This window comes from Virgisporangium aliadipatigenens (genome assembly GCF_016863615.1).
In the GTDB taxonomy this organism is placed as follows: Bacteria; Actinomycetota; Actinomycetes; order Mycobacteriales; family Micromonosporaceae; genus Virgisporangium; species Virgisporangium aliadipatigenens.
The window spans coordinates 104,442-128,799 of the sequence record NZ_BOPF01000016.1 but is presented as its reverse complement, the minus strand read 5'-3'; the positions used below and the strand labels follow the sequence as shown (position 1 = coordinate 128,799).

Here is a 24,358-nt window from a genome sequence, read left to right as displayed (position 1 = left end):
TCGATGTGCGGGCCGCGCGCTATAGGGCTTTTGCCTGCTACAACGCGCGCTCCGCTCCCCTAGGCTGCCCTGCGGCCGAAATTTACGAAGACGAATGACAGGGGACCGGGCGGTGTCCTTCGCACAAGCCTCCGGCCGGTCGGCGCGCATCGTTGCCGCGCTGACCGTCGCCGCGACCACACTCATCCTCTCGCCGCAACCGGCTCGGGCCGTCGAGCCGTACGCCGGCGTGTACTCCAACCTCAACGCCTCCGCGCTGGCGATCGGGACCGCCGGCAAGGAGGTCGGGCTGTTCTACAACGCCTACGCCGGCGGCGGCGCGTCGCGGCCGGACACGGTCACCGTGACGATCGACCTGATCACGATCTACAAGCTGAACGTGCGCCTCAAGGCCGCCACGCCGGGCTGCACCACCACCGGCATGGCGATCACCTGCACCAAGCGTTCCGACGCCGTGGGCGACCCCGACGGCGACCTCGAACTGGTCTTCACCCCGACGACTGACGCGAAGGTGGGCGACGTCGGGCAGGTGCGGGTGACCACCAGCGCGCCCGGCGTCGACAAGGAGGAGTCCACCTACCGGCTCGCGATCGCCGAGTCCGGGCCGGACCTGCGGGCCCGCCGCTTCAAGGCGGAGAGCACGCCCGGCGGCACCGTCACGTTCCGCCCGCAGTTCCGTAACGCCGGGGACCGCACGGCCGAGACGCTGATCCTGTATCTCGGCGGCGACACCTTCGCCACGTACACCGACCGGTTCGCCAACTGCCACTACAACCCCGATCCGGCGTTCTTCGGCGCGGTCTGCGTGCTGCGCGGGGTGGGCGTCCCGGTGGGCGGCACGGTACGGACCACGGCGCCGCTGACGGTGAAGGTCGGCGACGACGTTCCCGGCCGCACGTTCGCCTACTACAACGCCGAGGTGCTCGAGGACAACACCGGCATCGTCGGCTGGTGGGACTCCTGGCCCAAGGGCAACGGTTCCGACCTGCGGTTCGAGGGCGTCGACGCGTCGGTGGCCCGCGACGTCGACTACGCCGACACCCAGGGCAACATCGCCATCTCCACCCCGCCGAACCCGTCGGACGTGGCGGCGATCGGCGCGACCGGTTCGGGCAGCGTCGGCGGCACGCTCAAGCTGCGGGTCGGCATGACCAACAAGGGCCCGGGCTACATCAACGGCATCGGCGACAGCCAGGGCTCCGACCCCGACGACCCGTACAACGCGGGCTTCCGGGTGACGTTCCCGAGCGGCGTCCAGGTGACCGCCGTGGACGAAAACGAGTACTGCCGCGGGCTGGTCGACGGCAAGCCGGACGGCAGCTTCAACGAGCCGGGCCGCACGGCGTACCACTGCATCGAGTGGGCGCTCGGCGTCGGTGAGACGTACACGGTGGAGTTCACCGTGAAGATCACCGGTCCGGTGGGCACCGCCGGCACCGTCGTCGCGCACGGGGGTTCCTCGGATCCGGTGCCGGCGAACAACACCGCCGCCGTCACGGTCACCGCCGGCGGCGGCAACGGGGGCGGTGGCGGTGGCGGCGGCGGGCTGCCCATCACGGGCGCCAACGTCGCGCTGGTCTCCGGCGCCGGGGCCGTCCTGCTCGCGGTCGGCGCGGGCCTGTTCGTGGCGGCCCGGCGCCGCCGGTCGGTGTTCGTCGCCGACTGAGCACAGTGGACAGAGCCGGGCCGGACCGCACGCCGCGGTCCGGCCCGGTGCCGTTGCGCCGCAGAGCCGGGGGCGGTCTCAGAGCGGCAGCAGGCCTCCGTAGTCGCTGTAGCGGCGGATCCACTCCATGGCGAACGACCACGGCATCGCCGGCAGCTCCGCCGGCGGCGGGGGCGGCGGGAGTTCGCCGTCAGAGCCGCCGAAGCCGAGCAACGCGGTGAGCCGCCGGCGGTGCGTCGGGCCGGCCTCCGGATCGGTGCCGGCCGGATCGGGCAGCCGGATGTCGGCGAACGGCCGGCTGCCGGCCAGCCAGTACTCCAGCGCCTCCAGGTCGGGCCCGTGCAGCGCGCTGCTCCAGTACGGCACCAGGCCGGCGGTGCGCACCAGCCCCGGCGCCAGGTGCCGGCCGGTCTGGATCACCAGCCGGTCGGCGGGCCGGCCGTAGCCGCGCAGCCAGCCCCGGTACAGGTTCGCCACGCTGGCGCTGAGCACCGCCGGCTCGGTCATCAGCATCACCCGCACCGGATGCCCGTGGTCCACCCCGTAGCGGCGCACCGCCCGCATGAACGGCGACGTGACGCCCGTTCCGGCCGGAAAGTCGAAGCAGTCGACGCGGTCGCGGTGCGGTTCGCGGCCCTGTCGCAGGTGTGCCGAGGAGATCCGGCTGGTGGCCCGGCAGCGGCAGTCCGCGAACACGGCGACGGGCGCGCCCGGGCGCAGCCGTTCGCGCAGGAAACTCGTGTACGCCGCCGGCATGCTCGTCCACTTCACCGTCAGGTCCACGGTGGACGGGCCCGGGCCGGTGGCGTCGGACTCGTACAGCCGCACCCCGGGATGCCGGCGCAGCAGCGCCTCGAGGGGGGCCCGGATCCGCGACCCTCCAGATTCACGGACCCGGGCCCCCGGTTCGACCCTGAGGCCGAACCCTCCGGGCAGCCACACTCCGCCGAGCGCGGCCGCCAAGTGGACCGCCGCCCCGTGCGGCGAGCCGATCACCGCCGCGGGATAGAGCCGGGCCGGATACCGTGCGGCCAGCCAGCGCGCCACCGCCTCGGGATCGAGGTCGAGCAGCCGCGCGGCCGGGACGGCCCGGCCGGGTCCCGGGGGTACCACCGCCGCCACCCCGGACGCGCCGCCGGGCGCCGGGCCGTACAGACCCGCGAGCTGCCACAGCAGGGCGATCCCCAGGTCCCGGGGGGCGACGGCCGGCGGGTCGGATCCGGCGGTCGACGTATGCGGAGACGGGTTTGACACGGTGCGGAAACTCCTCGCCGGGTGAGCAGGAGCGGGCCGCTACCCCACGCGCGCAAAACTCAAACGCGGAGTTCAGGATCTGACAGATCCGGCGGAAGCGATCCTGAACAGCCACCAGAGCGACGGCGCCAGGATCACCCCGCCGGCCAGCGACACCCACAGCATCGCCCGCGTGACCGCGGGAGCCGCCGCGGCGTCGGCGACCGCCAGCCCCGGCAGCAGGAACGGATGCTGCGCCGCGCCCCACGCCCACACGACCGCCGCCGCCGCCAGGGAGGCCGTGATTCGCACGGCCACGAAGCTGCGGAAGTTCACCAGAAGAAGGGAGAGCAGCCCGGCGACGAGGGAGACGACGACGAGGGCGAGGGGGACGCCATGGCGCAGTTCCGAGAAGAGCGCCGGGGCGTCGGCGGCGACCACGACCAGCCCGAGCACGGCGAGCGCCCCGACCACCGCGCCGGTCCACAACGCCCGCCGGCGCAACCCGTCGACCAGTTCCGGCGCGTGCTTCTGCGCGTCCCGGGTGAGGAACACGACCGCGAGGTACGCGCCCACGCCGACGGCGAGGAGCCCGGTGGCGACCGAGGTCGGGTTCCACCACGAGGAGACCAGGTCGCCGGCCGCGATGCCCGGCGGGACCCGCCCCGAGGCGACGCCGCCCGCGGCCGCGCCGAGGAAGAACGGCGTCACGATCGAGGAGAACGCGAACCCCGCGCCGAACAGTCGCTGCCGTCCCAGGGTCACGCTCGTTTTCCGGAACGCGAAACCGGCGCCACGCCCGATGATGCCGAGCGCGGCGGCGGTCAGCGGGATGTACAGAGTGGACGCCACGGCGGCGAAGACCGACGGGAAACCCGTCCACAGCACGACGATCGTGAAGATGAGCCACACGTGGTTCGCCTCCCACACCGGCCCGATGCTGTGCTCGATGAGCTTGCGGTGCGGGCGCCCGCGTTCGGCCCCGCCCGCCACGAGGTCCCAGAAGCCTGCCCCGAAGTCGGCGCCGCCGAAGAGCGCGTACGCCGTCATCGCGGCCAACAGCAGCAGAAGCAACAGATCCGCGGCGGTCATGGGACGGGTGCCTCCGTGACGTCGGACTCCTGCGGCGCCACCGGTACCGGCCGGTCGCGCGCCAACCGCCGCAGCACGAACACCGTCGCCGCCGTCAGCCCCGCGTAGACCAGCAGCACCGTGACGAGGCCGACCGTGAGGCCCGGCGCCGGGTTGACCGCGTCGAGCGTGCGCAGCGAGCCGTAGACGACCCACGGCTGGCGGCCCACCTCCGTCGTCGTCCAGCCGGACTCCAGCGCCAGCACGGCCGCCGGCCCGCACAGCGCCGCCGCGACCAGGAACCACTTCCCCTCCGGCGGGGCCTTGCGGCGCCACCACAGGAACGCGAACCACGCCGCGACGGCCAGCATCGCCGAGCCGAGCGCGACCATGAGCTGGAACGACAGGTGCACCACGTTGACCGGTGGACGGTCTTCTTCCGGCACCTCGTTCAGGCCCTTGATCTCCGCGTTGGGGTCCCAGTGCGCCAGCAGCGACAGGGCGTTGGGGATCTCGATCGCGTACCGCAGTTCGCCGTCGACCGCCACGCCGCCGATGTGCAGCGGAACGCCGCGTTCCGTCTCGTACACGCCCTCCATCGCGGCGAGCTTGACCGGCTGGTAGTCGGCGACGAAATGGGCCGCCCAGTCGCCGACGCCCACCTGCACCGGCGCCATGATCGCCGCCACCGTGAACGGCACCACGAACCCGATGCGGTGATACCGGTCCCGCCGCCCCCGCAGCATCCCCACGGCGTACACCGCCGCCATGCAGAACCCGGTCACCATGAACGCCGCCACCAGCATGTGCACCGACTGCGGCGGCGTCGCCGGATTGAACATCGCCGCCCACGGGTCGACGCCGACGACCTTGCCGTTCTCGAGGTCGAAGCCGCGCGGCTGGTTCATCCAGGCGTTGGCGCTCACCACGAAGAACGTCCCCGCCACGCCGGCGATCAGGATCGGCACGGCGGACCACATGTGCACCCGCGGCGACAACCGGTCCCAGCCGTACAGATAGATGCCGAGGAAGATCGCCTCGACGAAGAACGCGAAGCCCTCCAGGGTGAACGGCAGGCCGATGACCTCGCCGTAGGTGCCCATCAGGCCGGGCCACAGCAGGCCCATCTCGAAGCTGAGGATCGTGCCCGACACGGCGCCGACCGCGAAGAGCACACCCATTGCGCGCGCCCACCGTCTGGCCAGCAGCCGGTACTCCACCTCGCCGGTCTTGTGCCCGCGCCACTCGACGAACAGGGTGATCGCCGGCATCGCCACCCCGAAGCTCGCTATGACGATGTGCCATCCCAGGGAGATCGCCATCTGGACCCGGGCAGCGCCGAGATCCGCCGGGGTGGCCGCCTCCGCCAACAACATCTCCACCGCACGCCTCCTTGAGTCGGTGGGTACGTCGGGAGCCACCTTCCCAACGCTCGGGACACCATGCGTACGGCGGGAGGCGTAGTCGAGACCCCTGTCACGTCACGTCACAAAACGGCCCCGAAAAACGACGCGGCGGGCGCCCACCCCCCAGGGTTGAGCGCCCGCCGCCCGCGTAAGCGGTTCAGACGCTGATCCTGCCCGCGCCCGCTCCGGCCGTGACGCCGGCCTTCACGTTGGCCGACGCATCGAGCGTGTACGAGTACGGGATGCTCGCCACGCTGCCGCCGGTCTGGCCCGAACCGGAGCCGACGAGCGTGTTGTTGCGCGCGACCAGGGTCCCCGGGCCGGAGTCGCCCTCGCCCAGGTGGAACGGGTCGGCGACGTTCTCGAAGTAGTTGCCCTCGACGAGCACGCCGGCGCCCTCGGTGGAGGCGACGCCGTAGCCGCTGTTCGCGCGGTAGTAGTTGTTGTACACGTGCACCGGGTTGCCGAAGCGGACCCGCGGGTGCCGCTGCGTGGTGCCGTCGAAGTAGTTGTGGTGGTAGGTCACCCGCAGGTGCCCGGTGTCCTGCGCGGCGTTGTCGTCGCTGTGGCCCAGCAGCATCGACTTGTCGTGGTTGAAGACGCGGTTCCACGACACGGTGACGAAGTCGGAGCCGCGCTTGATGTCGACGGCGCCGTCGTAGCCGTTGCTGAAGCTGTTGTGGTCGATCCAGATGTTCTTGGCCGACTCCTGGACGTTGATGGCGTCGTCGTCCCAGCCGGTGAAGTTCAGGTTCCGGATGATGACGTTGCTGTCGCCGTTGATGTTGAAGCCGCAGCCGGTGATCGTCGCGCCAGAGTTCCCGAGGATCGTCTTGTGGGAACGCACCCGCAGCATGCCGGAGCAGGAGATGTTCCCGGAGACCCGGATCACCGCCGGGCTGGTCGACGCGAGGGCGCTGGTCAGCGCGGAGGCGCTGGTGACCGTGGTCGTCGCGGCGCTGCCGCCGCCGGTGGTGCCGCCGTTCTGGGTGGCCCAGCCGACGAGGCCGGTCTGCGGGGTGCCGGGGTTGCCGGTGGGGCCGGACGTCGGCGTCGTGCCGCCGCCCACCTTCACGAGGCGGAACTGCTGGTTCGCGCCGTTGAGATCACCGAACTGCGAGATGCGGCTGCCGGCCGCCGTCGACCACTCCCAGGCGTCGAGCACCTTGCCGCTGCTGCGGTTGCGGAAGCGCACCACGTCGGTGGCGGAGTCGAGCACCTGGAACTGCTGCTGGTAGGCGGAACTCCCGCCGCCGGCGGCCATCTGCACCGTGGCACCGTCGGCGGTGCTGCCACCGGCGACCTCGACGACGCGGCCGCTGCTGCGGGACTTGAGGCGGTAGTACCCGCTGCCCATGTCGAGGAACTGGAACTGCTGCGTGGTCGAGGAGCCGTTCACCGGCTGCTGGAGCACGGTGCTGGTGTTGCCCTCGACGGCCAGTCCGCTGTTGACGTTCACGAACTGGTAGTAGGCGCCGGTGTCGATCGTGGCGGCCTCGGCGGGGTTGAGCACGAACGCCGTTCCGGCACCGACGAGGGTGAGCACGGCGGCACCGACGAGCCCGGTGCGCCAACCGCGGCGCAGCCGGAGACGGCGGGGGGTGGAGGTATCCATGCGGACCTTCCCGGGATGACGGCGGCGCACGTCGAAGGGGGTGAGCGCCGCGAGGTCCGCGCAACGTATCCGGTCCCGTCAATCGCCGGCAAGGACGGGAAAGCGTTTTCCTTGAGGGGTTCAGCCGACCGCCCGGCACCGTGGGCGTTTCTTCGCTGCATACGGCCGGGGCACGATGAATACTTCAGCGGGGCGGTCGTGAATCGTGCGATCGGTGTCGCTGCGCATCGAGGCGCCGACCGGTGGTTTCACCGATCCTCCTGCCCGGGCGCACCGGCCGGGCTGGCCAGCTCGGCGGCGTCGGGACGGCGGTACTCGGCCGCGTCGAGAAACCCGAACAGCAGCGGCCCGGGCAGGTTGCTCGCCTGCGAACTGCCGGCGGCGAAGACCGGCGCGTCGATGCGTTCGCGCAGGGCGGCGGCCTCGGCCGGGTCCACGCCCAGCGTCTCGGCGTTGTCCAGGCGGTAGCGGGCCACGGCGGCGCGGATCGTGTTGGCGACCGGCTGCGGGTCGGTGCGCCAGCCGGAGAGCGCGAGGGTCGGCAGGCCGTTCACCCGGTAGGCGCCCATCACGAGCAGCAGCACGCCGCGCTTGACGTACAGCCGGCTCGGCCACTGCCAGCGCACCTGGCCGGCCGAGAGGGTGCGCCGCCGGCGGGTGACCGACCGCGCGAGCCGGAGCGCCGCGCGCCACGCCCCGTCGGGCGGCGTCACGGCGAGCCCGCGCCGGCAGGTGAAGGCCAGGCGCCGGTCGGTCACGGTCACGTCGCACGCGGCGGGCAGGGTCCACCGGACGTCGTGCCGGTCCATGCCCTCGCTGTAGCGATACTCGGCGATCTCGGCGCGGCCCTGCCAGAGGATCGTCTCGCCGGGTTCGAGCGCGATGCGACCGTCGGCCGTCAGGACCGGGTAGTGCCGGTCGTCGATGCCCACCGCTGCGGTGCCGGGTCGGCGCGGGTGCAGCAGCAGGGGCGGCTCATCGGCCACCGTTGTCTCCTCGGGTGTGTGCACCGCCTGTTCCATGAGCTAAAGCCTCACGAAAAGTAATGGCGTCCGCACGACCCCTCTGGTGGTGACAGCGTCTGTCAGAAATCGTATAGTCCGGTCTAGACCAATCGGTCCTCCCGCCGATGACAGGTCAATCGGACGGCTATGGCTACCCGTCCGATCTCCCGACCCCTCATCGATTGGATCCCCCATGAAGCGTTCGTGGCGTCGCGCCCTCGCGGCCGGCGCGATCGTGGCCGCGGCGGTCGCCGTAGTCCCCGCTGTGCAGGCGTTCGGCGCCGGCAGCCTGACCGTCACGTTCACCTCCACCTCGGACTGGGGAACCGGCCACGAGGTGCGGGTCTCCGTCGTCAACGGCACCGACTCCCCGGTGAACGACTGGACGATCCAGTTCGCCCTGCCGGCCGGCACCACAATCAGCAGCTCGTGGGACGCCGACGTCACCTCGTCGGGCAACACGTACACGGCGAAGAAGAAGAGCTGGGCCGGCGCGCTCGCGCCCGGTGCCACGTTCAACTGGGGCTACATCGGCGCCGGTGCGTTCAAGGCGCCGAGCAGCTGCACGGTGAACGGCGCCAACTGCGGCGGTGGCACCCAGCCGCCGCCGTCGTCCGCGCCGCCCACCACGGGCGGGCCGAGCAATCCGCCGCCGACCTCGCAGCCGCCCACGTCGCCGCCCCCGCCCGGCGGCAAGAAGCTCGTCGGCTACTTCGCCGAGTGGGGCGTCTACGGCCGCAACTACCACGTGAAGAACATCGACACGAGCGGCTCGGCGGCGAAGCTGACGCACATCCTGTACGCGTTCGGCAACGTCACCAACGGGCAGTGCGCCATCGGTGACAGCTACGCGGACTACGACAAGGCGTACACGGCGGCCGACAGCGTCGACGGCGTGGCCGACACCTGGGACGCCGGCGCGCTGCGGGGCAGCTTCAACCAGCTGCGCAAGCTCAAGAAGAAGTACCCGCACCTGAAGGTGATCTGGTCGTTCGGCGGCTGGACCTGGTCCGGCGGCTTCACGCAGGCCGCGGCCAACCCGACGGCGTTCGCCAACTCCTGCTACAGCCTGGTCGAGGACCCGCGTTGGGCCGACGTGTTCGACGGCATCGACATCGACTGGGAGTACCCGAACGCCTGCGGCCTCTCCTGCGACAGCAGCGGCTACGAGGCGTTCCCGAACCTGATCTCCGCGCTGCGGAACCGGTTCGGCAGCAACCTGGTGACGGCTGCCATCACGGCCGACGGCACCAACGGCGGCAAGATCGACGCCGCGAACTACGCGTCGGCGGCGACCAAGCTCGACTGGATCATGCCGATGACGTACGACTACTTCGGGGCGTTCAACGCGCAGGGTCCGACGGCGCCGCACTCCCCGCTCACCAGCTACTCCGGCATCCCGACGGCGGGCTTCTACTCCGACGCCGCGATCCAGAAGCTGAAGAGCAAGGGCGTTCCGGCGAACAAGATCCTGCTGGGCGTCGGCTTCTACGGCCGCGGCTGGCAGGGCGTGACCCAGTCGGCTCCGGGCGGCACCGCCAGCGGCGCGGCACCGGGCACCTACGAAGCCGGTATCGACGACTACAAGGTGCTCAAGACGAAGTGCCCGACGACGGGCACGGTCGGCGGCACCGCGTACGCCAAGTGCGGCGACCAGTGGTGGGGCTACGACACCCCGGACACCATGCGCTCCAAGATGGCCTACGCCAACCAGCAGGGTCTGGGCGGCGGGTTCTTCTGGGAGCTCTCCGGCGACACCGCGAACGGTGAACTGATCACCGCGGTGCGCGGGGGCCTGGGGAACTGAACCGAATATCGGGTCCGGGACGTTCACCACAGTGTGTACGTCCCGGACCCGAGTAGTCTCGGTGGACTAGACCACCACGCCAGCTCACGGACAGGAGGCGGTGCCGTGGCGACCGCCACCGGTAGGACCGACATCGACGCACGCAGCCCGGTCCCGAAGTACTACCAGCTCCGCGAGATCCTGCTCGATCTCATCGAACGGGAGCTGGCCGTCGACGCCCCGGTCCCGTCCGAGCGCGAGTTGGCCGCCCGTTACGGCCTGTCCCGGATGACCGCCCGCCAGGCGGTGGAGCACCTGGTCTCCGAGGGGCGGCTGTACCGGGTGCAGGGCAAGGGGACGTTCGTCTCCCGGCCCAAGATCGACATCCCGTTGCGGCTGACGTCGTTCACGGAGGACATGCGTGCGCGGGGCATGACGCCGGGCTCGCGGGACCTCGGGCGGCGGCTGATCCCGGCGACCGCGGCCGTCGCGCGGGAACTCGCCCTGGAGGGCGGCGCCCCCGTTTACGCGATCGAGCGGCTGCGTACCGCCGACGGCGTGCCGATGGCCCTCGAACGTTCGCACATCCCGGCTGCCCTCGCGCCGGACCTGATGGAACGCACCCTCGAGGGCGTCTCGCTGTACGAGGTCCTCGCCGACGTCTACGGCGTCGTGCTGGACCGCGGCGATCAGGTCATCGAGGCGGGGATCGCCGACAGCGGCGACGCCGGCCTGCTGGGTCTGGCCCCGGGCAGCGCCGTTCTTCTTCTGCAGCGGCGCTGCTGGGCGGGTACCACACCGGCCGAGTACGCCGTCTCGACCTACCGAGCGGACAGGTACCAGTTGCGCGCATCGTTGGCCATGCAGTGAACGTCGAGAGGCTCGCCGACGGCGTTCTGCTCGTCGGGTACGAAGAGGTGGAGCCGCCGGAGTGGATCCGGCGGGCCGCACCCGACCTGGGCGCGGTGGTGCTCTACGGGCAGAACCTGCCGACCGACGCGGACGCCCCGCGCCTGGGCCGGCTGCTGTCCGAGGAGTACGGCGCCCTGGTCGCCACCGACGAGGAGGGCGGGGACGTCACCCGCCTGCACTACCGTTCGGGCAGCCCGGTGCCGGGCAATCACGTGCTCGGGGCGGTCGACGACGTGGCCACGACGACCGCCGTGGCGCACCGGATCGGCTCCGAGCTGCGGGCCGCCGGCATCCGGTTCGACCTGGCGCCGGACGCCGACGTCAACGTCGATCCGGAGAACCCGGTGATCGGGGTGCGGTCGTTCGGGTCGGATCCGGCCCTCGTCAGCAGGCACACCGCCGCGTGGGTGCTCGGGCTGCAGGCAGCCGGGGTGGCCGCGTGTGCCAAGCACTTCCCCGGGCACGGCGACACCCGCGCCGACTCGCACCACGAGCTGCCCACCACCCGCTGCACCGAGGCGGAGTGGCGGCGCGATCACCTGCCGCCGTTCGTCGCGGCGATCACGGCCGGGGTGCGCGCGATCATGACGGCGCACGTGGTGGTGCCGGCGCTCGACCCCGAGGGGCCGGCGACCGTGAGCCGCCGCATCCTCACCGACGTGCTCCGCGGCGAGCTGGGCTTCGACGGCGTGGTCGTCACCGACGCGCTGGAGATGGCGGGCCTGCGGGACCGCTACGGCATCGCCGGGGGCGCCGTGCGCGCGCTGGTCGCGGGCGCCGACGCGTTGTGTCTGGGCGCGCTGGGCGGCGAGGTCCGTTACCGCGAGGTCCGCGACGCGATCCTGGCCGCCGTGGCCGACAAGACACTTCCGGTGGAACGCCTAGAGCAGGCCGCCAACCGTGTGCGGCTACTGCGCCAGTGGGCCGGCGAAGCCGTTCCCGCGAAGGATGCGGGACTGGAGGCGGCGCGGCGGGCCGCGGTCGCACGGGGAGTGTCCCCGCTGGCCGGCGCGCCCGTTCTCATCGAACTCCGGCACGCGCCCAACCTCGCGGTCGGCGAGGCGGGGTGGGACCTCGGCGGACCGCTCGCGGCGCTCGGTTTCGCGCCGGTGCGCACGGTCGGGGCGGACGGCGTGGACGCGGCGGTGGCCGGGCCGGACCCGGTGGTGGTCGTGGGGCGCGACGTGGCGCGGCACGATTGGCAGCGCGACGTGTGGGCACGGGTACGGGCGGAGCGGCCCGACGCGGTGCTTGTGGATCTCGGGCTTCCCCGCCCTGACCTGCTGGACGGCGCCCCGGTGGTACTGGTCGGCGGGGCCGGCCGGCCCAACCTCCGCGTCGCGGCTGAGCTGCTCGTCACGGGCAGCTGAGTTCCATTTCGGCAAATCGGACCGTAGGATTCCGAACCAACAGGACTGGACCGGTATGGACCACTCGCCCTCGACGACTTCTGACGGGAGCCTGCCCATGAGCGAGACGATGACCGCCGGCGCGCAGATGGCGGCGGAGATCGCCGAACAGCCCGACGTGCTGGCGCGGCTGCTCGGCCGCGCGACCGAGATCGAGGAGGTCGCCGCGGCGGTGCGGCGGCGCAAGCCGCGGTTCGTCCTGCTCGCCGCGCGCGGCACCAGCGACCACGCCGCGCTGTACGCCAAGTACCTGGTGGAGATCCGCCTCGGGCTGCCCGCCGGCCTCGTCTCCCCGTCGACGATGACGCTGTACAAGGCCAAGCCCGACCTGTCCGACGTGCTGTTCGTCGCCGTCAGCCAGTCCGGCGGCTCCCCCGACCTCGCCGAGTCCACCGCCGTCGCCCGCGAGTGCGGCGCCACCACGGTCGCGCTGACCAACGTGCCCGGGTCGCCGGTGCACGAGGCCGCGGACTTCTCGTTCGCGCTCGAGGCCGGCGAGGAACTGGCCGTCGCGGCCACCAAGTCGTACACCGCCGAGTTGCTCGCGTTGTACCTGCTGCTCGGCGGCGACCCCGCCGGAGCGGCCGCACTGCCCGCCGCCGCGGCCGCCACCCTGGACAACGCGGCGGCAGTGCACGCGGCGGCGGCGCGGTACCGGTTCGCCAACCGGCTCGTCACCACCGGCCGCGGGTACTCCTACCCGTCGGCCCGCGAGGGCGCGCTCAAGCTCATGGAGACGTCGTACCTGTCGGCGCACGCGTTCAGCACCGCCGACCTGCTGCACGGGCCCGTCGCCATGCTCGACAGCAACGTGCCGCTGATCGCCGTTCTCTCCGGCGACGCCGGTGGCGACTCCGCGCGCGCGGCCGTCGACCGCCTCCGCGACACCGGCACCGACGTGCTCGTCGTCGGCCCCGACGCCGGGGAGCGCGGCCTCGCGCTGGTGACCGAGGGCGTCGTCCCCGAACTGGCGCCGGTGCTGGAGATCCTGCCGCTGCAGCAGTTCGCCTGGCGGCTCGCGCTCGACCGGGGCGCGGACCCCGACCGGCCGCGCGGGCTCGCGAAGGTGACGAGGACCCGTTGATGGAACTCGACCTCCTGCCCACCGACGGCGTCGTCGCGGCGCTCCTGGACAACGAGGCGCGGGTGGTGCCGGCGGTGCGCGCCGCGACGCCCGCTCTCGTGGCCGCCGCGGAACTGATCGCCACCCGCCTCTCCGCCGCCGGCGGCCTCGCCGCCGGCACCGAATCCGGCGCCCGCCTGGTCCTGCTCGGCGCCGGCACGTCCGGTCGGCTCGCCGTCCTGCAGGCCGCCGAGTTGCCCGGCACCTTCGGCCTGCCCGTGGACCGGATCGTCGGGCGGACGGCCGGCGGCGGCTCCTCCGGCGGCCCGGGGACCGACTACGACGAGGACGACGCCGACGCCGGCCGCCGCGACCTGCTCGCCACCGGCCTGCGCGGCAACGGCGTCCTGGTGGCCGTCGCGGCGAGCGGGCGCACGCCGTACACGATCGCCGCCGCGTTGGCCGCCCGCGAACTGGGCGCCGCCGTCGTCGCCGTCACCGCGCGCACCGGCAGCCCGCTGGCCGAACTCGCCGACGTCGCCGTCGAGATCGAGGTCGGCCCGGAGGTGCTGCGCGGTTCGACCCGCCTCACGGCCGGCACGGCGCAGAAGCTCGCACTCGACGCGATCACCACGGCGGCCATGGTGCGGCTCGGGCGGGTTCACGGGGATGTCATGGTGGACGTCGTGCCCGCCAACGCCAAACTCCGCGACCGCTCCGCAGGCCTCGTCGCCGGCATCGCCGGCTGCACCGAGCAACAGGCCCGGGACGCGCTCGAACGCTGCCGCTGGAACGCCCGTGCCGCCGTTCTCACGATCGTCGGCGATCTCGCGCCGGAGGCCGCCGTCGAGGCCGCGGCCGCCCATCCGACCCTGCGCGGCGCGCTCGACGCCTTCGCCCCTCGTGTCGCCGGCGAGCGGAGCGGGGCCGCAGTATGACCACGCTGACGGGGGCCCGGGTCGTGACCCGGGAGGGTGTGCTCGCGCCTGGTTGGGTTTCTTTCGACGGGGGCGTGATCACCGGTGTGGGTGCCGGTTCGCCGCCCGCGGGATCCACCGGCGTGCGCGACCTGGGCGGCGCGTGGCTGCTGCCCGGCTACATCGACCTGCACGTCCACGGCGGCGGCGGCCACGACTTCGGGGCCTCCCCCGAGGATCTCGCCGCCGGGGTGGCGTTCCATCACGCCCACGGCACCACGGGCACGTTGATCTCGCTGGTCACCGCACCGGTCGACACCCTGAGCGAACAGCTCCGCTGGGTGGCGGCGCGGGCCGAGGACTCCCCCCTGGTCCTCGGCGCGCACCTGGAGGGACCGTTCCTGTCCCACGCCCGGTGCGGTGCCCAGCATCCCGATCACCTGCTCACGCCCGACGCCGAGGTGATGGCCACGCTGCTCAAGGCGGCGCAGGGTCACGTCCGGGTGGTCACCGTCGCCCCGGAACTGCCCGGCGCGCTGGAACTCGTCGACCAGCTCCGCGAGGCGGGCGTGGTGGCCGCCGTCGGCCACTCCGATGCCCGCTACGACGAGGCGGCGGCGGCTTTCGCACGCGGCGCGTCGCTGGTGACGCACGCGTTCAACGGCATGCGCCCACTGCACCACCGCGAACCCGGCATCGTCCCGGCGGCGCTGGACGCGGGGGTCCCCTGCGAGGCGATCAACGACGGGGTGCACCTGCACGCCGGCGCGGTGCGGCTGCTCGCGCACGGCCCGATCGTCCTGGTCACCGACGCCATCGACGCCACCGGCCGGCCGGACGGCTCCTACGTGCTCGGCGGCCAGGAGGTCACGGTCCGCGACGGGCAGGCCCGGCTGGCGCGCGACGGCGCGCTCGCCGGCAGCACGCTCACCATGGAGGACGCCGTGCGCCGCGCGGTACGCGAGGTCGGCCTGACCGTGGAGGCCGCTTCGGTGGCCGCGTCCACGATGCCGGCGCGCGTGCTGGGCCTGACGGACCGCGGCCGGATCGAGCCGGGATTCCGGGCGGACCTCGTGGTGCTCAATGACGACCTCGACGTCGTGGACGTCCTGGTCTGACCCCGGGGGTGGGGTCGCGCGGTCCTGCGGTGGCGGGCGGTTGCAGAAGCCGTCCGCCCCGCAGGACCGGGTGAAAACTCAGGCGGTGTCGGTGTAGTTGTACGGGCGCAGCGGCTGCCGCGACCGCGCGCCCGGTGCGGTCGCCGCGGCGACCGTGTCGAACATCGTGCGCCCCAGCACCGCGTGCGCCTCGACGGCCGGGTGCGTGGCGCCGTAGTTGTCCAGCTCGGCCAGCCCTTCGGCGAAGAACGCGTAGGTCAGCACCGGCGCACCGTCGCTGCCGAACATGATCCCCGCCTCGTGCCGGGACGCGCCGAGGGTGTTGAAGTCCGCGCCGTACTTGGTCGCCACGCGGTCGCGTTCCCACGAGGACATGTTGCGGCGGATCCCGTCGTGGTAGCCGCTCGTCCAGCGCAGCACGCCCAGCATGAACGCGGTCGAGGCCGGCGACAGCAGGGTGCCCTGCGACAGGCGGTGCAGCAACTGGTGCGTCTCACGCGGCGTCGTAACCCCGAGGAAGAACCGGTTGGGGTTGGCCACCGGCTCGACCCGGCTGGAGACGAAGCCCTTCGCCTCGAGCGTCGCGTTGATCTCCGCGGCCGGGCAGACCAGCCCGCACAGGCGCACGGCGGTGTTGTCCGACACGAGCAGCATCGCGGTGAGGAAGCCCGCCACGGTCAGCTGGTCGCCGTAGGTCTTCTGCAGGTGGTAGATGCCGGAACCGCCGAGAATGATCTCCGGCGTCAGGGTCACCTTGGTGTCCATGGTCAGCGCGCCGCGGTCGACCTTGTCCAGCACCGCCGTCGCCACGAACAGCTTCTGCACGCTGTAGCCGTGCACGACGAAGTCTGCCTCGTCCTCGATGATCGGGGTGACGCTCGCGTCCGCGCCGATCAGCGCCACGTGCGAGTACCAGTTGCCGCCGGCCTTGGTGCTCTGCTTGGTGTACCGGTGCCGGATCTTGCCGGTCGCGTCGCGGTCGGTGCCCGGTGCGGGGGCCGCCAGTGCGGGCGCCCCGACGGCGCCGACGGCCGCGGCCGCCGCTCCCGTCACGATCGCCGCTCGTCGCGTCATTTCCGTCCCCATGATTTTTGTGCCTCCCCAGGATCTTCGTTACCCGGGCGAGGCTACCCGGGGAGGTACGGTCACGCGTCGATGCCCGGGGTCGGCCAGACGTAGTCCAGGTCGTCCGGGTCATCCGGCCACAGCGGACGGTAGTGGGCCGGGTCCTTGCGCAGCAGCGACGAGCGGTGACTCCGGTGGAACGCCGCATCGCCCAGCCACGGCGGCAACGCCGCCACGCGCGCCAGTTCGGCCTGGGTGCGCACCGGGCGGTCGTACTCCGTGCGCAGCGTGTCCGCCACGGTGTCGGCCCGGCCGGTGGCGCGCCACGCCGCGCACATCTCAAGCCCGTAGCGCACCAGCGCCTCGGTGTACCCGTGCCACATCTTCACGGCCGGATGGTGCCGCCAGCCGTAGTTCGCGACGGTGAGGCCGCGCAGCACCTGCAGCGTCTCCACGCGCTGCTTGCCGAGCCGCTTCGGGTCGAGCGCGCGGGCCGAGTCGGCGAAGTCCGCATACGGCAGGAACGTCTGCATCAGCAGGGCTCCCGCCACGCGTCGAGGTCCTCCTTCTTGCGCATCGAGGAGAACCCGTACCCCTTCGTCTGCGCGCAAAACGACGACCCGTCGGAGTACTCGACGTGGAAGACCGGCTTGCCCGCCGCGATGAACGGCCGCAGCTGCCCGCACTCCTCGTACTCCACGCACTCCTCGTTGACGGCGAAGTCGAAGGCGGGTTCCAGGGCGGCGGCCTGCTCGACGTCGTTCTTGAGGCCGATCGCCAGCCCCTTGCCGTGGGCCAGTTCGGCCAGGCGCCGGTTGTAGGTCAGCTGGTCCGCGGCGCTCAGCGGGAAGCCGGACGCGTTGGCGTAGCCGTCGACGTTGTCCGGCTCGACGGCGTCGAACCCCTTGCTCCGGCACACCTCGAAGCGGGCGCTCATCAGGGGGCCGAGGACGTCCCAGCGCCTGATGTCGAGCCAGCGTTCGCCGGGCCAGCCGTCGAGGCCGGCGCCGAGCACCTCGGTGGGGAAGGATGCCTTGTCCGGGCGCCAGTCCTCGTACGCGCCGGCGTTGACGTAGCAGATCACCTTGCGCCCGGCCGCGTGCAGCGCCGCCACGTCGGCCGCCGACGTCTCGACCGCGTCCACGTCGTACACGGGAACGTCCACCGAGCGGTCGACCGGCCCCGTCAACTGCCACTGCCAGGCGAGCCCGGGGGCCGGCCGCCACCAGCCACCGGCCGGGGTGGGCGGGACCGGACCGCTCGGCACCGGCGAGCCGGAGCCCATGGCGTCGGAGGGGCTGCCCGGGTCGCCGGGTTGCGGACCCGAGCCGTCCAGCCCGGGGACGCCGGGGGTGGCGGTCGGCGCGGCGCGATCCGGACCCGGCCCGCCGCGCGGCCACAGCGCCCAGGCGGCGACGCCGGCGAGCAGAACGGCGACGGCCACGCACGCCGCGATCACCCGCACCCGGTGGCCGGGCCACCCCTTCGGCACAGCGGCCGAGGACGCCCCGTCCGACGCTGACGGCTCGTGCGCCGCGGACGGCTCATCCGGCCGGTCGGGCGCGGACGGCGGCACCGCGGCGGCGTCGGACAGCGGCACCGCGCCGTCGGGCGGCTGTCGGTCCGGCGGGCCGGGCGGGCGGGGTTCGGTCATCGCGGGGCGGGGGCGGTGCCGCGCATCGGGGCGGGCAGCCCCGCGTAGGGGTTCGGCATGTCGAGGTCGGTCACCAGTCCGTGCGCCACGCGCCGGTGCAGGATCCGCCCGGCGGCGGCGATCTCCTCCGGCGGCACGGCGTACACGAGGTGCGCGGCGTTGGGCCAGTCCGGCTCGGCGGGCTCCGTCCGGTACACCGGCCACGGCCCCTCGAACGTGCACACCAGGTCCGCGAGCGCCGCGTAGCCGGGGGCGGGCCGCACACCGGGGTTGAGGACGACGCGGCCGCCGGCCGGGGCGAGGGCGCGGCCGACCCACGCCAGCGCGGCAGCGTCCGCCGGCACCTGGTCGAAGAAGACGCCGTCCACCGGATACCGTCGCCACCCCGCGATGTCCGCGTGGACCTTTTCGAGGGAACGCCTCGCGTAGCCCAGATCGACGTAGCCGAGCCGGCCGGCGCCGGCGTTCGCGAGGGCCAGGGTGGCGCGCCCGTACTCGGGGTCGTACCCGTCGCCGGGGCCGTTGTGGACGTTCACCACGGCCGTGACGGCCGGGCCGTACCGCGCCGCGCCGGTCCACGCCCCGGGGTCGTCGGCCGGGTACACGTACAGCGGCAGCAGCACGGTCACCGGTAGCTCCACCGGTCGCGCAGCACCATCGTCACGACGCCGAGCGCCGGCAGGCAGACCGCGATGAGCACTATCGCGACGAGAGTGTCCACAAAGGACCGTTCGGCGCCCGGGACCGCGCGGTACAGCACCCCGACGAGGACCGCCGGCCACCAGACCAGCAGGCCGGCCAGCCCGAGGCGGCGGTGCGCGACCAGCACCAGGCACAGCGCGAACACTCCGGTCACCAGCACGCCCGCCGCGAACCGCCCGGTGCCGGCCACCGTCAGCACGCACCCGGCGACGACCGGCGCCGCGAGCACCGCCACGGTGGCGAGCGCGACCTTCGTCAGCCGCCGCACGTACACGCGCCGGTCGGTGAGCGCGGCGCGCGTTCCGGCGACGCGGCGCTGGTGCCAGATGAGCACCAGCTCGGCGACGGGCACCCCGACGAGCAGCGGAACGGCCGCCGCCGGCACCAACGCCGGATCGGAGCCCGCGAGCACCACCGAGGCGAACAGGACGGCCTGTCCCGCGCCGACGGCGCCGTGCGCCAGGGCGGAGCCGGCCTCCCCCGGTGCCGGCCGGAAGCGGGCCGCCGTCCCGAACGCCGGCGCGAACGCCACGATGACCACGACCAGCACCCCGAACGCCAGCAGCCACAGCCCGAGCAGCCCGGCCCCGTGCGACAGCGCCAGCGTGGCGAACCAGACCGTGGACGCCGCCACGAGCACCCGCGTCTCCTGGCCGGTGACGAGGGCGACGCCGGTCGCGGCGAACAGCGCCAGCTGCCCGAGCGCCACCACGTGCGGCCAGGGTTCGGTGACGCCGAGCATGAGCATCAGCGCGACCCAGCCCGCGGCCGCCACCCCGAACCCGCCCGCGAGCAGCCGTGCCGCGCGGGCCGGCCCGGCACCGCCCAACGCCCGGTAGCCCAGGAACGCCAGCGCCTGCCCGGTGGCCCAGCCGAAGATGAGCGCACCGGCACCGGCCGGCGCCGGCAGCCCGACGAACCACTCCGCGCCGCCGACGGCCACGACGGCCGGCGTGAGATACAGGGCGGCCCGCACGAGCGTGGTCACCACGAGTTCGACGAACCCGTCGGTCCGGCCGGCGGCCGGTGCGGCAGCGGCGGGGCCGGTCCCGATGTCGGCCCGCAGCCGCGCGGCGAGTGCGAACACGCTCTCCTCCCCGTACTCGCGCAGCGCGATGCGGTCGTTGATCCCGCCCGCTTCCAGGTGTGCGGCGACCTCGTCGACGTCGACGGCGGCGCGCACCAGTTCGGTGAGGCGCTGCCGCAGCTCCGTGTACCGTTCGCTGTCCACAGTGGACACCGCCGGCGCGAGGCCGGGGATGACCGGCCAGCCGGGCGCGGCGTCGCCGCCGGGAAGCACCGCCGGGGCACCCATCAATCCACCTCCGCGGGAAGCCGGCGACGGCCGGCGACGGCCCGGTAGTGCGCCCGATAGGCCGACACGCACCGGTCGAGCGTGAACTGCGCGAGGGCCCGTTCGCGGCCGCGTCGCGCGAGGTCGGCGCGCAGGTCGTGCTCGGTGAGCAGGCGCAGGCACGCGTGGGCCAGCGCCACCGGGTCGCGCGGCGGGACGACGACACCCGCGTCGCCGACCGTGTCGGCCACCCCGCCGACGTCGGTGCTGACCGTCGCGCGGCCGCACATCATCGCCTCGATGACGGTGTACGGCATGCCCTCGGAGACGCTGGACAGCGCGGCGACGTGTCCGGCGGCGAAGGCCTCGCGACTGGAGGCGACCGGCCCCGCGAACGTCACCGCGGCGGCCACGCCGAGGTCGTTCGCGAGGCGGCGGCAGGTCTCGGCGTAGGCCTCGTTGCCCGCCGGCACCGGCCCCGCGAGGTGCAGCCGGGCGGTCGGGAGCCACGCCCGCACGTACCCGAACGCGCGGATCAGCGTCTCCAGGTCCTTCAGCGGGTCGATCCGGCCGACCCAGGCGATCGTGGGCTGCTCCGGTTCGCCTGTCAGCAAAGGGAAGCGCTGCGGGTCGACGCCGTTCGGGATGACGACGACGCGCGACGGGTCGGCGCCGTGCCGCAGCTCCCACCGGCGGTTGAACTCGCTCACCGGGGCGATCAGGGCCGCCTCGGTGTACGCGAGGCGGGTCAGCGCGCGGTGGAAGCGCAGCAGCGCGGCCTTCACGCCCGGTGCCAGTCCCGTGGTGGAGAAGTACCGCTCGCGCAGGTACACCCCGTGCTCGGTGAGCGCGAACGGGATGCCGTCGCGCCAGCGCGCCCCGAGCGCCACGAGCGCGGAGAGGCCGCCGGCGTTGGCGTGGCACAGGTCCACATCGGACGGTAGGGCCGCGAGCGGGCGGGTCGCCTGTTCCAGCAGGACCGCCGCGTCGTCGGCGTCGCGCAGCGTCAACGGCGGCAGCGCCGGGCTACCGGCCCACGCGTCGAGCAGGATGTCGGCGAGCGGCACCCCGGCGAGCGGGTGGCGGCCGATCCGCGCGGTCGGCGGGCGGTGCCCGTTCGTCGCCGGCAGGCGGCGCGGGCGGGGCAGGCCCCGGCGTCCGGCCCCGGGCAGCCACCAGCGCCCGCTCGCCGCGACGAACGCCAGCTCCCGCAGCCCTTCGGCGAAGACCGCCAGGTGTGCCGGGGTGTCGCCGAGCATGCCGCGGCACATCCGGGCGGCCGCGCGTTCGGCCGCGTACCGGGCCGGGCGGGCCGCGCCCCACACCGGCACCGGCAGCAGGACGTCCACATTGGACGGTAGCGGCGTCGCCGGTGGCGGGGCGTCGCCGGCCGTGATGGACAGCAGCGCCCAGGTGACGTCGTTCAGCCCGCGCACGAGCTGGTCGCACCAGGTGCTCACGCCCCCGGCCGCGTAGGGGTAGGTCCCCTCGTTGATCAGGGCGACCTTCATGGCTTCACCGTGAGGGTGGCGTTGCGGGCCAGGGAGGTCCACGCGCTGCGCTGCCCGCCGTACGCCTCGCCGTAGGCGCCACCGGGCAGGAGCCCGAGCGTCGCCGTCCGCGCCGCACTTCTTCCCGTCAGTGGAACGTCCACAGTGGAGCCGCTCCGGTTCGTCACGACCACGGTGTCGCCCTGCCGGTAGGCGGTGATGCTGCCGGCGGCGACCGCGGCGCGCCAGCGTTCCTGGCGCAGTTGCAGCTGGGCGACGGCGGACATGCGCGGGTTCACCAGTGGCGTGGCCGTCGTGAAGGCCGCGCGGTAGCGGCGCAGCAGCTCGTCGAGCACCGGGTAGAGGATCCGGTCCTCGGTCAGGTTGGACTGGTGCGCGTAGTGCGGTCGCGGGTCGGCCGACACGACGTGGTCGAACGCGATCCGCGCCTCCTGCGGCACGATGTGGCCCGTGAAGCCGTTCGCGCCCAGGGGTGCGATGCAGGTGGACGCCGGGTTCGTCGCGCACACGCCGCTGCCGCCGTCCACTGTGGACGTGTAGATCCAGTTGTACTCGTCGACCGCCTCGGCGACGGTGGCGGTGTTGTAGTAGATGTTCATCGGGTGCCGCGGGACCGTGCGGGCCGGGCCGATCGCGCGGGGCGCGGGCTCCCGGGAGGCGTCCGAGGCGAGGTGGGCGACGCCGCTGTCGGCCAGCGCGCCGGCCAGGTTCGGGTTGTCGGCCGGCATCCGCGGCAGGCTGCGCAGCCCGGAGTGCTCGCCGGTGACCAGTTCGGCCGGGTCGAGCGGCAGGCCCTTGGTCCGGGCCCACTGCGTGTTGCGGGTGACCTCGGCGGCGATGTCGGCGCGGGCGACCGTCGGCCCGATGTACAGGTGCGACCAGGTGTGGTTGAGCCAGCGGAAGTCGCCCCGCCGCTGCAGCAGCTTCGCCGTGAGCGGGTCGCCGGCGCCGGCCTCCTCGCTGCCCGCCCCGTTGAACGCCAGGTCGAGCTTGAGGCCGTTGCGCTGCTGCCAATTGGCGAGAGTGTCCACATCGGACGGTGTCATCCGGATGTCGCCGCGGCCGGTGACGCCGGCGGGGCAGTCGTCGCCGACGGTGCAGTTCGCCTCGGTGCTCCAGCGGTCGTCCGGCAGGAACACGTCGTCGACGTGCAGGCTGAACCAGTTGCGCCAGTGGCCCAGGTGCACGCCCCGGGTGAGCCACGAGACGATGCCGTGGGCGAGCAGGAGCGCGTGGGTCTGGTGCCGGTTCAGGGCGACGGTGACCGCGAGCTGTTCGCGACCGTCCACCTTGTACACCCCGAGGACGGTGCCGCGGGCGGTGCCGCCGGGCTGCGTCGCCTCGACCAGCGGCGTGAAGGCCGCGCCGTTCGCGGGTGCCCCGAGCGCCGCGAACGACTCCGAAACGCCGGCCGACCGGTCGTCCACCGGCACCGTGCCGTTGAGGTAGCCGAAGCCGTCCGCCTTGGCGGCAGCCGTGACCGTCATCGTGCCGCCGTCGAGCGTGCCGCCCCAGGCGCTGGTGAGCCCGACGTGCGGGCCGGCCCACGTGTAGGCGTTCACCCGGCGCACGCCGTAGGACTTCTCGTACGCCGCGAGGGCCGTCTTCTCGGCCGCCGTCAGCACCGACTCGTCGGGCAGGACGATCCCCTGGTACCTCCCGTGGTCGGTCCCGACGATCAGGCTCGCCGCCGTGAGCGGCTGCTCGCCCGGCCTCCGGACGTCGTACGGGATGCCCTCGCGGTCCAGCTGCGCGGCGACCGCGTCCACACCGGCGGTGCCGTCGCTGACGACCAGCACCCGCAGATTCACCTTTTTGGTGGCTTCGGCCGCGCTCGCCACGTTCCCCCAGATGAAGGTGGCGAGGACCGCCAGCGCGACGAGGGCGCGGACCCGACCCGTGATCACGCCGGGACCAACTCTGCCGCGGACCGCACGATGTCCTCCAGGCCGTGCCGCGCGGACCAGCCGAGGCGGGCGCGGATACGCTCGACGCCGGCCACGATCGACGCCGGGTCACCGGGCCGGCGGGCGCCGATCACGTGGCCGAGGCGGCGGCCGGTCACCTCGCGGGCCGTCTCGATCATCTGCAGCACGGACGTCCCCACCCCGCGCCCGACGTTGAGCACATCCGCGTGCAGCACGCCCTCGATCAGCGCGACCGCCGCCGCCGAGTGCGCCTGCGCGACGTCGGCCACGTGCACGTAGTCGCGCACCGGGCTGCCGTCCGGCGTCGGCCAGTCGCCGCCGTACACCCGGATCGGCATCCCCTGGTCGGCCGCGCGCAGCAGGCGCGGCAGCAGGTTCGTCCCGCCGAGGTCGCGCAGGTGCGGGGCGGCGGCGCCGGCGACGTTGAAGTAGCGCAGCGCCGCCCAGCCGAACCCGGCGCTCGCCGCCGCGTCGCGCAGCATCCACTCCCCCACGAGCTTCGTGCGCCCGTAGGGATTCACCGGGAACGGGGCGTGGTCCTCGGTGACCGGGCTGACGGAAGGCGTTCCGTAGACGGCCGCCGAGGAGGAGAACAGCACCGACCGGGTGCGATAGGCGGCACACGCGGTGAGGACGGCACGCAGCCCGTCCAGATTGGCGTCGTAGTAGGCCAGCGGATGCGCGGTCGACTCGGCGACGTCCTTGCGGGCCGCGAGATGCACCACCCCGTGCGGCCGGAACCGGCGGAACGCGTCCATCACCGGCCCCGTGTCGCGCACGTCGGCGCGCACGAACGCGACGTCGTCGGGCAGCCGCTCGGCGAGACCGGTCGACAGGTCGTCCACGACCAGGATCTCCGAACCGGCGTCGCGCAACGCCAGCGTCACGTGTGCCCCGATGTATCCGGCCCCGCCGGTAACCAGCCATCTCACGGACTGCTGAACGAACCAGTCCGCACCGACGGAACCGGACACGCCGGACGTCCATCCGATCGGCGCGAGGTT

At 73.3% G+C, this 24,358-nt stretch carries 20 protein-coding genes; 7 read left to right on the top strand and 13 right to left on the bottom strand.

The genetic code is table 11. The features are described 5' to 3' along the window. Window positions 1-112: 112 nt before the first annotated feature. Window positions 113-1,666, top strand: coding sequence for a hypothetical protein (locus Val02_RS22795; RefSeq protein ID WP_203901195.1), 1,554 nt, complete (start codon window positions 113-115; stop codon window positions 1,664-1,666). A 78-nt stretch (window positions 1,667-1,744) separates the two neighbouring features. On the opposite strand, the gene Val02_RS22790 is transcribed toward Val02_RS22795, so the two are convergent. The 5 genes from Val02_RS22790 to Val02_RS22770 form a co-directional block, all read right to left on the bottom strand. Beyond that, on the bottom strand, window positions 1,745-2,920 hold the full coding sequence (locus Val02_RS22790; RefSeq protein ID WP_203901194.1) for a hypothetical protein: 1,176 nt from the start codon (window positions 2,918-2,920) through the stop codon (window positions 1,745-1,747). Window positions 2,921-2,992: 72 nt separating this feature from the next. Further along, window positions 2,993-3,991, bottom strand: a complete 999-nt coding sequence (locus Val02_RS22785) for a cytochrome d ubiquinol oxidase subunit II (RefSeq protein ID WP_203901193.1) — start codon at window positions 3,989-3,991, stop codon at window positions 2,993-2,995. Next, window positions 3,988-5,346, bottom strand: a complete 1,359-nt coding sequence (locus Val02_RS22780) for a cytochrome ubiquinol oxidase subunit I (protein ID WP_203901214.1) — start codon at window positions 5,344-5,346, stop codon at window positions 3,988-3,990. The genes Val02_RS22785 and Val02_RS22780 overlap by 4 nt, the downstream gene beginning before the upstream one ends. Window positions 5,347-5,533: 187 nt before the next feature. Next, window positions 5,534-6,991, bottom strand: coding sequence for a pectate lyase family protein (locus Val02_RS22775; protein ID WP_203901192.1), 1,458 nt, complete (start codon window positions 6,989-6,991; stop codon window positions 5,534-5,536). A gap of 248 nt (window positions 6,992-7,239) precedes the next feature. Then, entirely contained in the window at window positions 7,240-8,013 is a 774-nt protein-coding gene (locus tag Val02_RS22770) for a hypothetical protein (RefSeq protein WP_203901191.1), read from the bottom strand. 175 nt (window positions 8,014-8,188) lie between these two features. Between Val02_RS22770 and Val02_RS22765 the strand changes: the two genes are divergently transcribed. From Val02_RS22765 to nagA, 6 genes are all read left to right on the top strand, one after another. After that, entirely contained in the window at window positions 8,189-9,802 is a 1,614-nt protein-coding gene (locus Val02_RS22765) for a glycosyl hydrolase family 18 protein (RefSeq protein WP_203901190.1), read from the top strand. A 105-nt stretch (window positions 9,803-9,907) separates the two neighbouring features. Next, window positions 9,908-10,651: a GntR family transcriptional regulator gene (locus Val02_RS22760; protein WP_239153260.1), complete on the top strand. Its 744-nt coding sequence runs from the start codon at window positions 9,908-9,910 to the stop codon at window positions 10,649-10,651. Continuing rightward, the gene (locus Val02_RS22755; protein WP_239153259.1) at window positions 10,648-12,063 is read left to right on the top strand and encodes a glycoside hydrolase family 3 protein; all 1,416 of its coding nucleotides are present in this window, start codon (window positions 10,648-10,650) and stop codon (window positions 12,061-12,063) included. The genes Val02_RS22760 and Val02_RS22755 overlap by 4 nt, the downstream gene beginning before the upstream one ends. A gap of 127 nt (window positions 12,064-12,190) precedes the next feature. Then, complete coding sequence (locus tag Val02_RS22750) at window positions 12,191-13,186, top strand: SIS domain-containing protein (protein WP_203901211.1); 996 nt, start codon at window positions 12,191-12,193, stop codon at window positions 13,184-13,186. After that, window positions 13,186-14,103 (top strand): N-acetylmuramic acid 6-phosphate etherase, encoded by a 918-nt coding sequence (locus Val02_RS22745; protein WP_203901189.1) that lies wholly within the window; start codon window positions 13,186-13,188, stop codon window positions 14,101-14,103. Before Val02_RS22750 ends, Val02_RS22745 begins: the two co-directional genes overlap by 1 nt. Next, window positions 14,100-15,200 (top strand): N-acetylglucosamine-6-phosphate deacetylase, encoded by a 1,101-nt coding sequence (gene nagA / locus Val02_RS22740; protein WP_203901188.1) that lies wholly within the window; start codon window positions 14,100-14,102, stop codon window positions 15,198-15,200. The genes Val02_RS22745 and nagA overlap by 4 nt, the downstream gene beginning before the upstream one ends. A gap of 78 nt (window positions 15,201-15,278) precedes the next feature. Here the strand turns inward: nagA and Val02_RS22735 are convergent, their stop codons facing one another. The 8 genes from Val02_RS22735 to galE form a co-directional block, all read right to left on the bottom strand. Next, complete coding sequence (locus Val02_RS22735) at window positions 15,279-16,274, bottom strand: serine hydrolase (protein WP_239153258.1); 996 nt, start codon at window positions 16,272-16,274, stop codon at window positions 15,279-15,281. Window positions 16,275-16,345: 71 nt separating this feature from the next. Further along, entirely contained in the window at window positions 16,346-16,798 is a 453-nt protein-coding gene (locus Val02_RS22730; protein WP_203901210.1) for an MSMEG_6728 family protein, read from the bottom strand. After that, window positions 16,798-17,919, bottom strand: coding sequence for an endo alpha-1,4 polygalactosaminidase (locus tag Val02_RS22725; RefSeq protein WP_239153257.1), 1,122 nt, complete (start codon window positions 17,917-17,919; stop codon window positions 16,798-16,800). The genes Val02_RS22730 and Val02_RS22725 overlap by 1 nt, the downstream gene beginning before the upstream one ends. Next, window positions 17,916-18,548, bottom strand: a complete 633-nt coding sequence (locus tag Val02_RS22720) for a spherulation-specific family 4 protein (protein ID WP_203901186.1) — start codon at window positions 18,546-18,548, stop codon at window positions 17,916-17,918. Before Val02_RS22720 ends, Val02_RS22725 begins: the two co-directional genes overlap by 4 nt. Continuing rightward, complete coding sequence (locus Val02_RS22715; protein ID WP_203901185.1) at window positions 18,545-19,936, bottom strand: hypothetical protein; 1,392 nt, start codon at window positions 19,934-19,936, stop codon at window positions 18,545-18,547. Before Val02_RS22715 ends, Val02_RS22720 begins: the two co-directional genes overlap by 4 nt. Then, window positions 19,936-21,426 (bottom strand): GT4 family glycosyltransferase PelF, encoded by a 1,491-nt coding sequence (gene pelF / locus Val02_RS22710; RefSeq protein WP_203901184.1) that lies wholly within the window; start codon window positions 21,424-21,426, stop codon window positions 19,936-19,938. The genes Val02_RS22715 and pelF overlap by 1 nt, the downstream gene beginning before the upstream one ends. Next, entirely contained in the window at window positions 21,423-23,333 is a 1,911-nt protein-coding gene (locus Val02_RS22705) for an Agd3-related carbohydrate-binding protein (protein WP_203901183.1), read from the bottom strand. The genes pelF and Val02_RS22705 overlap by 4 nt, the downstream gene beginning before the upstream one ends. Further along, window positions 23,330-24,328, bottom strand: coding sequence for a UDP-glucose 4-epimerase GalE (gene galE, locus Val02_RS22700; RefSeq protein ID WP_239153256.1), 999 nt, complete (start codon window positions 24,326-24,328; stop codon window positions 23,330-23,332). Before galE ends, Val02_RS22705 begins: the two co-directional genes overlap by 4 nt. Between the last annotated feature and the right edge of the window lie 30 nt (window positions 24,329-24,358).

Coding starts and splice junctions, on each gene's coding strand:
- Val02_RS22785 (WP_203901193.1), bottom strand. CDS start 3,991: ATGACCGCCGCGGATCTGTTGCTTCTGCTGCTGTTGGCCGCGATGACG.
- Val02_RS22780 (WP_203901214.1), bottom strand. CDS start 5,346: ATGTTGTTGGCGGAGGCGGCCACCCCGGCGGATCTCGGCGCTGCCCGG.
- Val02_RS22775 (WP_203901192.1), bottom strand. CDS start 6,991: ATGGATACCTCCACCCCCCGCCGTCTCCGGCTGCGCCGCGGTTGGCGC.
- Val02_RS22770 (WP_203901191.1), bottom strand. CDS start 8,013: ATGGAACAGGCGGTGCACACACCCGAGGAGACAACGGTGGCCGATGAG.
- Val02_RS22765 (WP_203901190.1), top strand. CDS start 8,189: ATGAAGCGTTCGTGGCGTCGCGCCCTCGCGGCCGGCGCGATCGTGGCC.
- Val02_RS22750 (WP_203901211.1), top strand. CDS start 12,191: ATGGCGGCGGAGATCGCCGAACAGCCCGACGTGCTGGCGCGGCTGCTC.
- Val02_RS22745 (WP_203901189.1), top strand. CDS start 13,186: ATGGAACTCGACCTCCTGCCCACCGACGGCGTCGTCGCGGCGCTCCTG.
- nagA (WP_203901188.1), top strand. CDS start 14,100: ATGACCACGCTGACGGGGGCCCGGGTCGTGACCCGGGAGGGTGTGCTC.
- Val02_RS22735 (WP_239153258.1), bottom strand. CDS start 16,274: ATGACGCGACGAGCGGCGATCGTGACGGGAGCGGCGGCCGCGGCCGTC.
- Val02_RS22730 (WP_203901210.1), bottom strand. CDS start 16,798: ATGCAGACGTTCCTGCCGTATGCGGACTTCGCCGACTCGGCCCGCGCG.
- Val02_RS22725 (WP_239153257.1), bottom strand. CDS start 17,919: ATGACCGAACCCCGCCCGCCCGGCCCGCCGGACCGACAGCCGCCCGAC.
- Val02_RS22715 (WP_203901185.1), bottom strand. CDS start 19,936: ATGGGTGCCCCGGCGGTGCTTCCCGGCGGCGACGCCGCGCCCGGCTGG.
- pelF (WP_203901184.1), bottom strand. CDS start 21,426: ATGAAGGTCGCCCTGATCAACGAGGGGACCTACCCCTACGCGGCCGGG.